General features: G+C 71.6%; 10 protein-coding genes. 3 read left to right on the top strand and 7 right to left on the bottom strand.

Annotated features, from left to right (window positions below; translation table 11 throughout):
• Window positions 1–24: 24 nt before the first annotated feature.
• Window positions 25–363, bottom strand: coding sequence for an LPXTG cell wall anchor domain-containing protein (locus tag ACIF80_RS02450; protein WP_399798365.1), 339 nt, complete (start codon window positions 361–363; stop codon window positions 25–27).
• Between the two features lie 108 nt (window positions 364–471).
• Between ACIF80_RS02450 and ACIF80_RS02445 the strand changes: the two genes are divergently transcribed.
• Complete coding sequence (locus ACIF80_RS02445; protein ID WP_399798363.1) at window positions 472–858, top strand: hypothetical protein; 387 nt, start codon at window positions 472–474, stop codon at window positions 856–858.
• A 356-nt stretch (window positions 859–1,214) separates the two neighbouring features.
• Window positions 1,215–2,471 (top strand): Ig-like domain-containing protein, encoded by a 1,257-nt coding sequence (locus ACIF80_RS02440; RefSeq protein ID WP_399798360.1) that lies wholly within the window; start codon window positions 1,215–1,217, stop codon window positions 2,469–2,471.
• A gap of 226 nt (window positions 2,472–2,697) precedes the next feature.
• Here the strand turns inward: ACIF80_RS02440 and ACIF80_RS02435 are convergent, their stop codons facing one another.
• The 5 genes from ACIF80_RS02435 to ACIF80_RS02415 form a co-directional block, all read right to left on the bottom strand.
• The gene (locus tag ACIF80_RS02435) at window positions 2,698–5,664 is read right to left on the bottom strand and encodes a hypothetical protein (RefSeq protein ID WP_399798358.1); all 2,967 of its coding nucleotides are present in this window, start codon (window positions 5,662–5,664) and stop codon (window positions 2,698–2,700) included.
• Window positions 5,661–6,782, bottom strand: a complete 1,122-nt coding sequence (locus ACIF80_RS02430) for an AAA family ATPase (RefSeq protein WP_399798356.1) — start codon at window positions 6,780–6,782, stop codon at window positions 5,661–5,663. The genes ACIF80_RS02435 and ACIF80_RS02430 overlap by 4 nt, the downstream gene beginning before the upstream one ends.
• Before the next feature lie 104 nt (window positions 6,783–6,886).
• A complete protein-coding gene (locus ACIF80_RS02425) occupies window positions 6,887–8,380 on the bottom strand; it encodes a VWA domain-containing protein (protein ID WP_399798353.1) in 1,494 nt (497 codons plus the stop codon).
• Complete coding sequence (locus ACIF80_RS02420) at window positions 8,377–9,801, bottom strand: hypothetical protein (RefSeq protein ID WP_399798350.1); 1,425 nt, start codon at window positions 9,799–9,801, stop codon at window positions 8,377–8,379. Before ACIF80_RS02420 ends, ACIF80_RS02425 begins: the two co-directional genes overlap by 4 nt.
• Window positions 9,771–10,274, bottom strand: a complete 504-nt coding sequence (locus ACIF80_RS02415; protein WP_399798348.1) for a hypothetical protein — start codon at window positions 10,272–10,274, stop codon at window positions 9,771–9,773. The genes ACIF80_RS02420 and ACIF80_RS02415 overlap by 31 nt, the downstream gene beginning before the upstream one ends.
• A 387-nt stretch (window positions 10,275–10,661) precedes the next feature.
• Here ACIF80_RS02415 and ACIF80_RS02410 point away from each other — a divergent pair, with 387 nt between their 5' ends.
• Complete coding sequence (locus ACIF80_RS02410; protein WP_399798346.1) at window positions 10,662–14,018, top strand: S8 family peptidase; 3,357 nt, start codon at window positions 10,662–10,664, stop codon at window positions 14,016–14,018.
• A gap of 82 nt (window positions 14,019–14,100) precedes the next feature.
• Here ACIF80_RS02410 and ACIF80_RS02405 read toward each other — a convergent pair whose 3' ends face one another.
• Entirely contained in the window at window positions 14,101–15,219 is a 1,119-nt protein-coding gene (locus ACIF80_RS02405; protein WP_399798345.1) for a hypothetical protein, read from the bottom strand.
• Between the last annotated feature and the right edge of the window lie 46 nt (window positions 15,220–15,265).

Below are 15,265 nucleotides of genomic sequence, written 5' to 3'. Positions count from 1 at the left end.
CATCTCAAGGGAACGTCAAGCGAGTTAAAAGTCGAGGCGTTCCCGGCGTACCGAGTAGACGACGAAGCCCGCACCGAGGGTGAGGCAGGCGGTGCCGCCGACGACGTACGGCGTGCTGTTGAAGCTGCCGGTGTCGGCGAGCCGGACCTCGCCGGCGGTGCCGTCGTACGACGCGGTCGAGACGTTGGCCGAGGTGCTGGAGACGACCCTCGCTTGCTCTGTGACCTGCGGAGACGGGCTCGCGGGGGTGGTTCCTCGAGCCGGGGCGTCCGAGGTCGCGTTGGCGGACGGGACGAACCACAGGGCGCACAGGAGGGTTCCTGCGGCGGTGGCGGTCAGCAACGGGCGGAGAGCGGATGACACGGAATATCGATCCCCTTGTGGCGCTGGCGAATTGGCCGTGTGGACTGATGTTAGTGAAAATCGCGGGTCACGGGAAAGTCACGGGAGCCGGAGCCGTACGCTCCGGGCATGAGCACTCCAGAGACATCGCGATTTGTACGGCTTCGGGTGGACCTCGTTCTCGAGGTCGACGACGTGGACGCCGTGACCGGCGCCGCGCTGGCCAGGATCGCGGACGACGGCGACCTGTCCGCCGAGGAGCGGACGCCCGCTCAGGAGGCGGTGGCCGGTGACACGGCCGAGGCGCTCGCTTACCTCGTCGACCCGTTCGGTCTGGTCGGCGACGTGCCGGGCGTGGAACTCCAGCAGGCCTCGTGGAGCAGCGAGCGGATCGACTACGACCCGGACTCGCCCGAGTGGGACCTCGACGAGGAGGGCGACGAGCTCTACGGCGACGGATTCGACGACGTGTCGGACGACGAGTCTGACGACGTTTCGGGTGAAACCAGCAAATAGGATTATACGGGCATTGTTTGCTTATCACTCAATAGTGACGAAGTGTGAAATATGGGGCAACTCCTGCAAGTGGGGTGCGGGGAGGGCGGGTTGCGCCGGGCGGATGTGACTGGCCGGCACGGTTTGGGGAAATCGTGACCCCGGGCGGCAACCGTCGCCCGGGCTCTGACGTCTCAGGTGACGCACGGGCCGAACGACCCCCCGCCCGGCCGCGACGGACGTGGTGAGCCCCACATTCGCGGCCCGTATGGAACGGGACCTACCGGTCGTAGCGTTGAAGTGTTTGACGGGACTCTCAGCTTCGGGCGCGGGGGCCCGCGGGGTTCGGGGAAGCGGCGACGATGGAGAAGCGTGTGATGACGGACGGTAAGCGGCGCAGGGGTCTGATGGCTGCGTCCGCTCTGCTCGGTGGAGTGATGGTGCTCTCGGCGTGTTCCGGCGGCGGCGAGGAAGCCGGCTCCGATGGGGGCGGCGGCAAGGGCGCGTCGCAGGCCCAGGTCGACGAGGCGGCGGCCAAGAAGACCTCCGAGGCCCAGATCAGGATCACGCCGAAGGACGGCTCGAACAACGCCTCCATCAACAACTCCGCCGCGGTCGCCGTGACCAAGGGCACGCTCACCGAGGTCACGATGACGACCACCGACGGCACCGCCGTCGAGGGCGAGATCGCCGCGGACAAGAAGAGCTGGAAGCCCAGTGTCCAGCTGGAGCGCGCCACCACCTACAAGCTGACGGCCACCGCCGAGGACTCCGAGGGGCGCGCCGCCCACGAGAACGCGTCGTTCACCACGGTCTCCCAGGCCAACAGCTTCATAGGCAACTTCACCCCGGACGACGGCTCCACCGTCGGCGTCGGCATGCCGGTGTCGATCAACTTCGACAAGGCGATCGCCAACAAGGCCGAGGTCCAGAAGGGCATCAGCGTCTCCAGCAGCAGCGGCCAGGAGGTCGTCTGCCACTGGTTCAACGCCAACCGCATGGACTGCCGTCCCGAGGACTACTGGCAGGAGAACTCCACCGTCACCCTGAAGCTGGCGCTCGACGGGGTCGAGGGCGCCGAGGGCGTCTACGGCGTCCAGCAGAAGACGGTCAACTTCAAGATCGGTCGCAACCAGGTCTCGGTCGTCGACGCCGAGACCAAGCAGATGAAGGTCACGCAGGACGGCAAGACCGTCCGGACGATCCCGATCTCCGCCGGGTCGCCCGAGAACAAGACGTACGAAGGCGAGATGGTGATCTCCGAGAAGTTCAAGGAGACCCGGATGAACGGCGCGACCGTCGGCTTCACCGACGACGACGGCGAGGGCGAGTACGACATCAAGGACGTGCCGCACGCCATGCGCCTGAGCACCTCCGGCACCTTCCTCCACGGCAACTACTGGGGTGCCAAGTCCATCTTCGGCAGCGCCAACACCAGCCACGGCTGCGTGGGCCTGGCCGACACCCAGGGCGCCAACGACCCGAACACGCCGGGCGCCTGGTTCTACGACAACTCGATCGTCGGTGACGTCGTCGTCGTGAAGAACACCGGTGACAAGACCATCGCCCCGGACAACGGCCTCAACGGCTGGAACATGGACTGGGCCGAGTGGAAGGCGGGCTCGGCGGTCTGACACCGGCCGCCCGGCACCACTGCTCGACCCACCCGACCGATGCCGCCGTCCGCCCTTCCCGGGCGGGCGGCGGCATCGGTTCGTTCCGGCCCGGCTCTCTTCTCATGCGGCTCTTATCCCGGACTCAACACTTCATCAGGGGGCGTCCCCAGCTTGCCCCCATGTTCTTCACCTACCTGAGGCGCGAACTGCGCCGCCGCAGAAAGGCGGCCCTCGTCGTCGTCGGTCAGCCGCCGGTGAGGAGGGACTCCAGCGCGGTCGCCGAGTCCGGATGACGGGTGGTCAGGACCGCGCCCGCCGGAGCCGTCGGAGAGCCGGCCGCGGCCCAGCCCTCCGTGCAGCCCAGCAGGTCCGCCAGCGCGTCGCAGGTCGCCGGGTACGCGGTCAGCAGCGCCGTGCCCGCCGCGCCCGCCGGGGCGGCGGCCGGCGCCCACCCTTCCGTGCAGCCCAGCAGGTCCGCCAGCGCGTCGAACGCGGCGGGATGCGCCGGTGCCAGCGCGACGCCCCGGCGGACGCCGGCCGCCTGCCCCGCCGCCCGCGCCGCGCGGCGTACGGGGACCGGGGCCGGTGCGCGCCACGGCGGCACCCACGCGTCCAGCGCCGCGAGCCGGCTCGGGAAGATCCGCCCGGCCTCGCGGATCAGCAGCGGGGCGAGGTCCGCCGCGCCCGCCCGCAGCGTGCCGATCAGCGTCGGGAGCCACGGCAGCAGCACCGCGTCGGGCAGCCGCCCGAACGCGTTCGACACCGCCTCCACGACCACGTCCGCCAGGCCCGGCACCGGCTCCAGCGCGTGCACGAAGCCGCTCAGGTAGCGCGGATACGCGGGCACCACCAGCGGGTTGGCCAGCAGCTCGTCGCACCGCGCCCGCAACCGCTCGCGGGAGAGCGTGCCGAGCTGCACCTGAGCCGCCCACAGCAGCGCCGTCTTCGACGGGTCCTCGGGGTGGGACTGCGCGACCGCCAGCTCCAGCTGCGCCCTGTCGCAGCCCAGCGACAGGGCCAGGCCCTCCATGCTGAACAGGAAGCCCAGCATCGCCGCGACCTGACCCGCCGTCGCGTCCTCGTCCGTGAACGCGGTCGGCAGCAGGGTGCAGTAGTGCGCGTAACCGGCCTTGACGAAGGACTCGATCCACGGCGGCAGCACCGGCTCGCTCGTCCGGTAGTACGCGAGGAGCCGGCGCACCCGGCGCAGCACCTCCGGCGCGCCGTCGACACTGCGCTCGGACGTCAGGACCGCCAGCGCGCGCGTGCCCAGCTCGTCGGCGAGACGACGGCCGCCGCCCAGGTACAGCGCCGCGTCCTCGACGGCCTCCAGGACCGTCGCCGCCGTCGCCTGCGGCGCGTAGGCGGCGCGGCGCAGGCGCTGTTCCAGGACCTGCTCGATGCTGACGCCCTCGTAGCCGAGCTCGATGAGGGCCCGCTGGTGGGTGCCGAGCGCCAGGTCCCACGACTCCTGGATCGACCGCTCGCCCAGCGCGCGCTCGCCCATGACGGTCCGGGCCGCGCCCTGCGGCAGCAGCCGGCGCAGCATCCACAGCACGTCGGAGCAGTCCCGCAGCTCCGGCCGGGACGCCATGTCCAGCAGGGCCCGCCGTACGCCCCGCTGCTGGAGTTTCAGCCCCAGCGGCTCCAGCCGGTCGTGCACGTCGCGCGCGAGGGGCGGCAGCGAGTCGTAGCCGACCTGGCCGACCCGGTCGCCGCCCATCATGATCTCGACGAGCCGCCGCACGTCCCGCCGCCCCGGCACCGCGTCCTTCTCGATGCAGGTGACCGCCGCGTCCTGGAAGTCGTACGGCGTGGGCTTGGCCCGGTCCCGCATCCCGGCGAGCAGGATCGACGTCTCGAAGACGGCGATCGCGTCGGCGGTGGAGGCGAGGTACCCGTTGCGCCGGGCCGCGCTCACGACGTCCACGGACCAGCCGAGCAGTTCGGCCTCGTCCAGGGAGTCCAGGACCGGCGGCCGGCGAAGGAAGCCGGACAGCTTGTCCGTGGCGGCGGGCCCCGCCGCCACGGCCGGTACGGCGGTCTGTTTCGCCCGGGACTTCTTCGTACCGGCCTGGCCCGTCAGCCGGTACGGCCGGACCCGGGTGCGCCCGAGGCTCTTCGCCCACTCGGTCGCCGCGATGGACACCGAGCCGGCGGCGAGACCGAACTGCGCCTCGATCGCCGCGTGACTGGACGGGATGAGCCCGTGCTGCCAGGTGGTGGCGGAGCGCGGCGAGATCTCGTACGCGCCGGAGCCGGCCACGCCGAACTCCTCCACCCTGCTGGCCGCGTGGAACGCGCCGCAGACGTACAGGCAGTCCTCGGGATCGGTGCCGGTCGCGGCCAGGTGCTCCCGCATCCGGGTCCACATGTACCGCTCGCGGTCCTCGTCGACCCGCACCCGCGACGGGTCGCCGGGGGCGAGCCGCCGGAACAGGCTGCCGATGAGGAACATGACCTGGCGGTAGGTGTCGTGGTCGCCGTCGCCGAGCGGCAGCTCGACGTACTGGTGCCACCACTCCGACCAGTGCCGCACCTTGCCGTGCCGCAGCAGGTGCTCCTCCAGTTCGGCGAAGCGCGGCCGCAGGTCGCCGATCTCCACGCCGACGGCCTCGCCGTGCAGCGCGCTCTCCGTCGCGTCCTCGTCCGCGGCCGTCCCGTCCCCGTCCGGCCCCTCCCCGGCCGCCTCCGGAGTGTTCCGGCCCCGGCTGTCCCACTGGAAGACGTGGTCGGAGGACCGGTCGACGAGGACCAGCTCCACGTCCGGCGTGTCCAGCGCGTACGCGATCGCCTGGTACTCGGCGGACGCCTCGGTGATCGGTGCGACCACCGACAGCGGCGCCCACTCGGGCGGGAAGCCGTCCACCTCGCTCGCGAATGCCTGGACGGCCACCGGGAGACGGCAGTTGCGCAGCTCGGTGAGGAGCGGCGCCATGTCCTCGCACAGCTCCAGGTACACCACCTTGGGCTGCTTCTCGCGCAGCCTGCGGGCCATCGCGAGGGCGGAGGCGGGCGAGTGGTGGCAGACGGGGAAGATCTCCAGCGGCTCGCGCACCGCGCGGTCCACGTCGTCGACCATGCCGAGGAGGATGCCCTCCAGGGCGTCCGGCCCGCCGGCGAACGTGGCCGCGGCCTCGTGGAGCTGTCCGCGGAGCCCCGCGAACGTGCTCTCCCGCGCGACGGGCGCGCTCTCGGGTGCGGCGCTCATGACAGCGTCGCGATCGCGTCCCGGCCGCCCTCCAGGAACTCGGGCCACGAGCCGCCCTGCTCCTTGCTGCGCGGCTCGACGACGCCGTGCAGGTACTTGTTGAGGATGGCCAGGTCCTCCGGCTCACGGCGGGCGAGGGAGCCGACGAGCGAGGAGGCGAGGGACCGGGCGGTCAGGGCGCGCTCACCGAAGAAGTTGCTGTGCAGGACCGCGTCCTCCAGCACACCGATCTGCTCGGCCGTCGACAGCGCGGACTCCAGCTTCTCGTCGTCGCTGCCGGCCGCGGCGGCGGAGGCGCGCAGGTCGGCGAAGCTCTGGAGCAGCACGTCGAGCAGGGTCGGCGGCACCTCCAGTTCTATCGAGTGGCGGCGCAGCAGCTCCTCGGTGCGGAAGCGGACGATCTCGGCCTCGCTCTTCCTGTTCGTCATGACCGGGATGCGGACGAAGTTGAAGCGGCGCTTCAGCGCGGACGAGAGGTCGTTGACCCCGCGGTCGCGGCTGTTGGCGGTGGCGATGATCGAGAAGCCGGGCTTGGCGAAGACGATGTTGTCGCTGCCGCCGCTCTCCAGCTCCGGCACCGAGATGTACTTCTCGGAGAGGATGGAGATCAGGGCGTCCTGGACATCGCTGGTGGAACGCGTCAGCTCCTCGAAACGGCCGATCGACCCGGCCTCCATCGCGGTCATGATCGGTGAGGGGATCATCGACTCCCTGGACTGGCCCTTGGCGATGACCATGGACACGTTCCAGGAGTACTTGATGTGGTCCTCGCTGGTGCCGGCCGTGCCCTGCACCACGAGGGTGGAGTTGCGGCTGATCGCGGCGGACAGCAGCTCGGCCAGCCAGCTCTTGCCGGTGCCGGGGTCGCCGATCAGGAGCAGGCCGCGGTCGGAGGCGAGGGTGACGATGGAACGCTCGACGAAGCTCCGGTCGCCGAACCACTTCTGGGATATCTCCCGGTCCAGGCCGTCGGAGCGCTCGGAACCGAGAATGAACAGTCGCACCATCTTCGGCGACAGCCGCCAGGAGAACGGCTTGGGACCGTCGTCGACCGACTCCAGCCAGTCCAGCTCCTCGGCGTACTTGATCTCGGCGGGTGCGCGCAGCAGGTCGGACATCAGGGGAGGGCCTTTCCGTTCAGGGCTCGAAAAAGAGAAGTCGGGAGAAACAAGAAGAAACAGGGAGGAGTTGAGAGAAGTCCGAAGGGGAGGGAACGGACGGATCAGGTGAGAAACGTCTTGAGCTCGTGCACGAGCTTCTTGATGTGACCGGAGATCACCGGCGTGCCGAGGTCCTTGAAGCGCTCCCGGAACCACGGGTTGACGCTGCCGCGCCCGGCGCTGGTCACCGAACCGACCGGGATGAACTTCGCGCCCGAGCGGTGGATGGCGGACATGCTCTCGAACAGCTCGTCGGTACGCCATTCGTAGAAGTCGGAGATCCACACCACGACGGTGTTGCGCGGCTCGGTGATCTTCGGCTGGGCGAGCGCCATGGCCACGGTGCCGTCCGTGCCGCCGCCGAGCTTGGTGCGCAGCAGGGTCTCGAACGGGTCGTGCGCCCAGGGGGTGAGGTCCAGCGCCTGGGTGTCATAGGCGATCAGGTGGACGTCCACCTTCGGCAGCCCGGCGAAAATGGAGGCCAGGATGGTGCAGTTGACCATCGAGTCGACCATGGAGCCCGACTGGTCCACGACGACGATCAGCCGCTGCGGCGCCGTCTTGCGGCTGGTGTGCCGGTAGTAGAGGCGGTCGACGTAGAGCCGCTCCTCCTCCGGACTCCAGTTGGTGAGGTTCTTCCAGATGGTGCGGTCGATGTCGAGGTTGCGGAAGACCCGCTTCGGTGGGACGGACCGGTCGATGTCGCCGACCGTGGCTTTCTCCACCTGGGTGCGCAGGACCGCGGAGACCTCGTCCACGTAACGGCGGATCAGCGACTTGGCGTTCGCCAGGGCCACGCCGGAGAGGTTGTCCTTGTCCCGCAGCAACTGCTCGATCAGGGACATGCTCGGGGTCAGCCGCGCGGCCAGCTGCGGGTCGGCCAGCACCTCGCGCAGCCGCATCCGCTTGACCAGACCGGCCTCGATGGAGCCGAGTTCCGGGCCGATGGCGGGGATCAGCCGGCTGAGGTCGGGTGTGCGCCCGCCACCGCCGGTACCGGTGGGGCTGACACCCTGGCCGCCCGCGCCGGTCCCCACCGCCCCGACGCCGCCCGCGCCGGCGCGTCCGCCCCGCAGGTCGCCGGGCCGGCAGCCGAGCGCCCGCTCCAGCCAGCCCGCGTCGGACTGCCAGCGGACCAGCTGCTCGGCGGTGACGGCGCCGGAGCCGGTGGAGAAGACGTTCAGCAGGACCTTGGAGACGAGGGCCGCGCGCCGCACCTCGGCGGCCCGGTCGCGGGCGTCGTCCTCCTCCGGCCCGGGGGTCATCAGCCCGTCGAACTCGGCGGCCAGCTCCGGGTGCCGCTGCACCACGGAGTCGACGGAGGCGCCCGGGTCGAGCAGCGCGGACGGCAGCCCGATGTCCTCGACCACGGCCAGGCTCGCCGACTCCAGCGAGGCCTGCTCCTCGGGGTCGAACAGCCGGGCCAGCAGCCGCCAGTAGAGCACCTGGCGCCGGTTGTCGTTCGGGTCGGGCGCGGCGGAATCCGCGGGTGCGGAGGGCCGGGCCGGGCCGGGCACGGTGGCCGGTGCGACGGCCGGTGCGGTGGGGTCGGTCATTTCCGCAACAGCCTTCCGGCTCGTTCGCGGAGCGCGTCGACGGCGCCGGTGGCGGCCTTCTCCGCGCGGACGCCGGCCTTGTCGGTGGTGCCCCCGGCCCACGCCCCGGCGTGCACGGCGACGGCCTTCTTCCGCACGGTCCGCTCCACGGCCAGCGGCTGGACGTGGAACTCCCCGGCGTCCCACCGGAGCAGCGCGACGCACGCGCCGGACGCGGCGACGGCCTCGGCGGTGAGCGGTCCGGCGGCCGGTATCCGGTCGGTGTCGACGGGCAGGCGGTGCCCGGCGATCCGGAACGCGACCCCGTCGTCGTCCTGCTCCGCCTCGTACCCCTCCAGCAGGACGGGGACGGCGATCCGGGCCGGATGCCGGTCCAGCGGCGCGGTCGCCGCCGCGGTGGCGGTGGGCAGGGCCACGCGCGCGGTGGTGAGGGAGTCGGCCGACTCGCCCATGCGGGCGTGCGCGTCGTCCCAGACCAGGTCGTCCTCGGCGGTGACGGGCATTGCGTCGAGGTCCATCGCGCGGCCCTCGCTCACCGCGGTCAGCAGGGACAGGTGCGGGCGCAGCAGCTGCCACAGGCCCGCCCCGACGACGGTGTCGGGCTTCGGGGCGGACGCGGCGGCCCGCACCAGCCGGGGCGCGCCGCCGTCGGCGGGCTCGAACACCGCGTGGACCTGGGCCTGTACGGCGGTCGCGTGTTCCTGCACGTCGATCCCGAGCGGCAGCAGACGACCGGTGGCCGTGTCCGGCGCGGGGGCGCCGGTCGCCCCCGGCAGCGTCAGGAGCAGGGCCCGGCACCAGAGATCGGCCCACCGGCGCACCGGAATCCGCTCCAGGGTGGCCCCCGGGCAGGACGCGGCGAGTTCGGCGGCGAATCCGTCCAGCAGCGTGGCCTGCCGGCGCAGCGCCGGGTCGGGCAGCATCGCGGAGACGACGGGCGCGGCGCCGCCGACCAGCTCGTGGTCGATGCCCCGCCAGCCGGCGCGCGCGAGGTCGCTCAGCCAACTGCGGGCGGCGGCGAGGAGGTTCGCGGCGTGGTCCGCGCCACCGGCCCCGCCCGGGGCGGCCTCCTCGGTGACGGGCCGGCCGACGGCCTCCGTCACACGGGCGGTCAGCGCGTCGTGCACCGAGCCGAGCAGGGCGGCCCGGGCGGCGGCGAGCGCGACGAAGTGGTCCTCGCCCGCGGCCCCGGCCACCGTCTTGTCGGCCGCCTCGGCGACGCGCGCGGCGAGCGGGGTCCCGGCGACGGCGTCGGCCAGCTCCACCACACCGGCGGCCTGGCCGGGCTGAGGCCGGAGCAGACCGGCGACGAGCGCCGCGTCGAAGGCGTCCACGGCCGCGAGGGCCTCGTCGAGACCGTCGACGGGGTCGAACAGCAGGTCGGCACGCATCAGGCCACCGCCCGCGTCGTCGGGAACCACTGCATCTCGGGCAGCGGCGCGGTGCTCGGAGCGAGTTCCAGGTACGCCAGGTGCCGCAGGAACCGGCTGAACACGGGCGCCGCGGCCGAGGTGTCCCCCTGCGCGGGCCGCGTGCGCGTCATGGCGGTGGTGACGGAGTCCGCGTCGAGCTCGCCGTCCGCCACTTCGACCTTCAGGTACCGGGCCACGCGCTCGGCGCCGTACTGCAGCACCGCCTCGTCGACCAGTGCCCGGATGTGGTTGCAGAACATGCCGCGCGCGCCGCCGCAGGGGCGGTTGTTGTTGGTGCTGCACGCGAACGCACAGGTCCCGGCGGCGACGGACGACACGTACACGCGCCCGATGTCCGACCCGCTGGAGACCACCCCCTGCAGCCGGCCGTCCGCCAGCTCGACGAACGGCACCTTGGACAGCTTCCGCGGTCGTGCGGGCGGCACCACCCGTGCCGTGCTCGACTTCTCCCAGACGGACAACGCACCATCTCCCAGGCATGTGAAAGGGGACGTCCACGCCACTGCGGCGCAACACGATCGAAGCTATCCCCGACCACTGACAACGAGGTTGCACGAGGTGGAACCCCGGGCGTGACGGCCCGGACGCGGGCCTCGCGCACTCGTCCGCGCACTCGCCCGCGCGCCCGTCGGCGCTCCGCCTATCCGTCGATCCGGTAACGGAGTTGCGGCGGTGGCGTCACAGATACCCGTCGACTACCCGTCGACTCCGTGATCTCCCCCGTAGCCCCTTGAGGCGCTTGATCACCCTTCGGCATACTGCGCAACCAGGGGGCTACGCACATGCGTACGAGACCACCCCCGGCCGGGTGATGGGGAATCAACCCGGCACATCCGCTAGGGGGAACCTTGCGCAGACAAGTCAAGAGAGCGCGCGCGACGGGCGCGGCAACGGTCGCCACGGCAGCCGCCGTGGCGCTCGTGGCGGGCATGACCGGCCCGGCGGCGGCGAACGGGGAACGCACGGCCGCGGAAACCGCGGCCGGTACCGCCGCGCAGCCGTCGGCCTCGCCGAAGGCCAAGCACCGCATCACCCTCATCACCGGCGACCGGGTCGCCGTGGACGCCAAGGGCCGCGTCGTCGGCCTGGAGCGGGCCAAGGGCCGGGAACACATACCCGTCCAGATCCGCAAGTCCGGCGGCCACACCTACGTCCTGCCGGCGGACGCCGCCCGGCTGATCGCCGGGGGCCGGCTCGACCGGCGGCTCTTCGACATCACCGAACTCGGCAAGGACTCCACGCGGCGCTCCCAGCAGCGCGGTCCGAAGGTCATCGTCGGGTACCAGGGCCGCGCGGCCGCCGCCGCGAAGTCCGACGTCCGCGACGCGGCCACGCTCCGCCGGAGCCTCGGCGCCCTGAACGCCGACGCCGTGCAGACTCCGCACGAGGACGCGCCCGGCCTGTGGAAGGCGGTCACCGACGGCGACCGGACCGCGTCCGGCATCGCCCACGTCTGGCTCGACGGCGTCCGCGAGGCGTCCCTCGACAAGTCCGTTCCGCAGATCGGCACCCCCAAGGCGTGGGCCGCCGGCTACGACGGCAAGGGCGTGAAGATCGCCGTCCTGGACACCGGTGTCGACACGGCCCACGCGGACCTGAAGGGCCAGGTGACCGCGTCCAAGAACTTCACCGGTTCGCCCAACACCGGCGACAAGGTCGGCCACGGCACCCACGTCGCCTCGATCGCGGCCGGCACCGGCGCCAAGGGCGGCAGCACGTACAAGGGTGTCGCGCCGGGCGCCAGGATCCTCAACGGCAAGGTCCTCGACGACTTCGGCTTCGGTGACGACTCCGGCATCCTGGCCGGCATGGAGTGGGCCGTCGCGCAGGGCGCCGACGTCGTCAACATGAGCCTGGGCGGCCGGGACACGGCCGAGATCGACCCGCTGGAGGCGGCGGTCAACAAGCTCTCCGCCGAGAAGGGCGTCCTGTTCGCCATCGCGGCCGGAAACGAGGGCCCCCGGTCGATCGGTTCGCCCGGCAGCGCCGACGCCGCCCTCACCGTGGGCGCCGTCGACGACAAGGACAAGCTCGCCGACTTCTCCTCCACCGGACCCCGCCTCGGCGACGGCGCCGTCAAGCCGGACGTCACCGCGCCCGGCGTCGACATCACGGCCGCCTCGGCGAAGGGGAACGACATCGCCAAGGAGGTCGGCGAGAAGCCGGCCGGTTACATGTCCATCTCGGGCACGTCGATGGCGACCCCGCACGTCGCGGGCGCGGCCGCGCTCCTGAAGCAGCAGCACCCCGACTGGACCTTCGCGGAGCTGAAGGGCGCCCTCACCGGCTCCACCAAGGGCGGCGCGTACACGCCGTTCGAGCAGGGCACCGGGCGGATCCAGATCGACAAGGCCGTGAAGCAGACGGTGATCGCCGAGCCCGCCTCGGTGAGCTTCGGCGTCCAGCAGTGGCCGCACACCGACGACAAGCCGGTCACCGAGTCGCTGACCTACCGCAACCTCGGCACCACGGACGTCACCCTGAAGCTGACGTCCACCGCCACCGACCCCAAGGGCAAGGCGGCCCCGGCCGGCTTCTTCACCCTGGGCGCCACCACGGTGACGGTCCCCGCGGGCGGCACGGCCTCCGTCGACCTCACCGTCGACACCAGGCTCGGCGGCACCACCGACGGCGCCTACTCGGCCTACGTGGTCGCGACCGGGGGCGGCCAGACCGTCCGCACGGCCGCGGGCGTGGAGCGGGAGGCCGAGTCCTACGACGTGACGCTCAAGGTCCTCGGCCGCGACGGCAAGGCCACGGCCAACTACCTCGCGGACCTGACCGGCACCTCCGGCGCGGCCGCCGACGAGTGGTACCAGCCCTACGACGCCGACGGCACCGTCACCATCCGGGTCCCCAAGGGCAACTACGTCCTGGACTCCTCGGTGTACGCCGGCACCGACCCCGAGAAGTTCGTCGGCGCCGACTGGCTCTCCCAGCCGAAGCTGAGCGTCACCAAGAAGACGACGGTCACGCTGGACGCCCGCAAGGCCAAGCCGGTGAAGATCACCGTGCCGGACACGGCGGCCAAGCCGGAGCTCGTCTCGGCCGACTACACCGTGGAGACGAAGAACAGCTCCTACGGCTTCGGCTGGTGGCTGGAGTCGTTCAAGAACTTCCGTACCGCCCACCTCGGCCCGCAGATCACCGACGGCTCGCTGATCCAGCAGTGGGACACCCACTGGCGCAAGGGCAGCAAGGCGCAGTACAGCACCGTCGCCGGCGGCAAGGTCAAGCAGCTCGCCACCGGCCACACCCGCGCCTACAAGGCGGCCGAACTGGCCACGGTGAAGGTCGCCATGGGCGCCGCGGCGAGCGGCAAGAAGGGCGCGGTCAGCGCCATGGGCCTGCTGCCGGACAGCTACTCCGCCTCCGCGGTCGGCATCCCGCAGCCCCTGCCCGGCACCCGCACCCTGTACCTGTCCACCAAGGACGGGGTGGAGTGGGGTCTCGACTTCGAGCAGCAGGGCGGCGTCGACGCCGAGGGCTGGCCGATCGGCGAGGCCGGCTACACCCTCGGTGACGCCTTCACCTTCAAGGCCGGCAAGACGTACTCCAAGACCGTGAACACGGCCGTCTTCGGGCCGCGTGTCACCTCGGACTACGGCCTCTTCCGCGACGGCAACGACATCTACGGGTTCCTCCCGCTGTTCGCCGACGGCAAGGGCAACCCCGGCTCCTCGAAGTTCACCTCGGTCACCACCAGCCTGTACCGCAACGGCACCAAGGTCGGCTCCCACGACGACCCGCTGTTCGGTGAGGAGGCGTTCAAGGTGCCCTCCGCCGACGCCGCCTACCGGCTGACGACCTCGGTCAAGCGCAGTTCCAAGGTCGCCGCCGCGTCCACCCGCATCGACGCGAGCTGGACCTTCAACTCCAAGAAGGTCTCCGGCGTGAAGCAGCTGCCCGCCTCCACGGCCCGCTTCCAGGCGGTCACCGGGCTGGACAGCAAGGTCACGGCGGGCAAGAAGGTCACCTTCCCGGTCACCGTCGAGGGCGCGGCCAAGGGCAAGAACCTCAAGTCGCTGACGGTGTGGGTCTCCTACGACGCCGGGAAGACCTGGAAGAAGACCACGGTCACGAAGGGCAAGATCACCGTCAAGAACCCCGCGAAGAAGAAGGCGATCTCCTTCCGCGCCAAGATCACCGACAAGAAGGGCAACACGTCGACGATCTCGATCCACAACGCCTACTACGGCAAGTGAGCCGGCCGCCGGCCCCTTGCTGAGTACGCACGAGGGCCCGCCGGGAGCCATGCTCCCGGCGGGCCCTCGCCCGTCTCGTCCCTCAGTGGGGCAGGGTCGCCGGACTGCCGCCGTTGGCCTCGTAGCCCGCGACCGCCAGGGCCCGGTAGACCGCGAACTCCGCGGCGGGGTCGGGGGACAGGGTCCAGGGGAGCGCGCCGACATGGCCGTCGATGTGCGTCAGCTGGGTCATGGCCTCCGCCCAGCGCTCACCGCGGACCAGGAAGAAGACCAGCAGATGCCGGACGTGCGCGGCCATCGGGTCGTCGGGACGGGCCGCGTGCACCGCGTGCAGCGCGCCGTGGACCGCCTTCGTCACCACCTCGCTCCGGTAGAAACCGCTGACCAGGTTCACCTCCGGCAGGTGCTCGAACACCGCGAACAGCGGCATCGCGGCCAGCAGCGAACCCTGCGGGGCCCGCGCGGCCGCGGCTTCCGCGAACGAGTACGCCAGCTCCCGTGAGCCGTGCCACTTCTCGCACCAGTAGTGCAGGGCGGCCAGGTGCGCGCCCATGTGGGCCGGCGCACGGTCCAGGATCTTCAGCCAGACCTGCTCGAAGTCCTTCCGCTCGTAGGCCAGCCCGCGGGCCACCGAGAGCTCCACGATGTACGGGACGGGGTCACCGGGAGCCAGCAGCGCCGCCTCGCCGCACGCCGCCTTCGCCTCCTCCATGATGATCCGGAACTCGTCCGTCCCGGGCGTCGCCGTACGCCATGCCTGCTGCACCAGGAACTCGGCGTGCACCGCCGCGCCCCCCGCGTCCTTGGGCACCTCCGCCCGCCACACCCGCAGCCACTGCCCGCCCGGCGTCTCACCGGCCGCGCCGGGCCGCGTGGCGAGCTCCAGCGAGGCGGCGCCCGCGAAGGCCTGTACGCGCTGCCAGCGCAGCTCGCTCGTCGCGTCGGTGCCGGCCAGCAGCTGCTGGGCCCCGCGGTAGTCCTGGGTGCGCTGCACCAGGTCCAGGACGTCCAGCAGGTCCTGGTCGGGGCCGGGCATACGGACGTCCAGCTCCTCCTCGAGGGCGAAGCCGTAGCCGGCCGGGTCCGCCGCGTCGGGGTGGCCGGCCGGTACCTGCGTGATCCCGCCGCGCCCGCGCCTCAGGAACGGCAGCACCACAAAGCCGATCATGACCACCGCGAGCAGGACCAAGAGAATCTCCATGTCTCAAGCGAACCAGATCGCGTCGGCACTTGGCCAACGTGGTGCC

It is taken from the genome of Streptomyces sp. NPDC085927 (assembly GCF_044540975.1).
Classification (GTDB): Bacteria; Actinomycetota; Actinomycetes; order Streptomycetales; family Streptomycetaceae; genus Streptomyces; species Streptomyces hirsutus.
The sequence above is the reverse complement of the archived record's forward strand: the minus strand, read 5'-3'. Positions and strand labels throughout refer to the sequence as shown.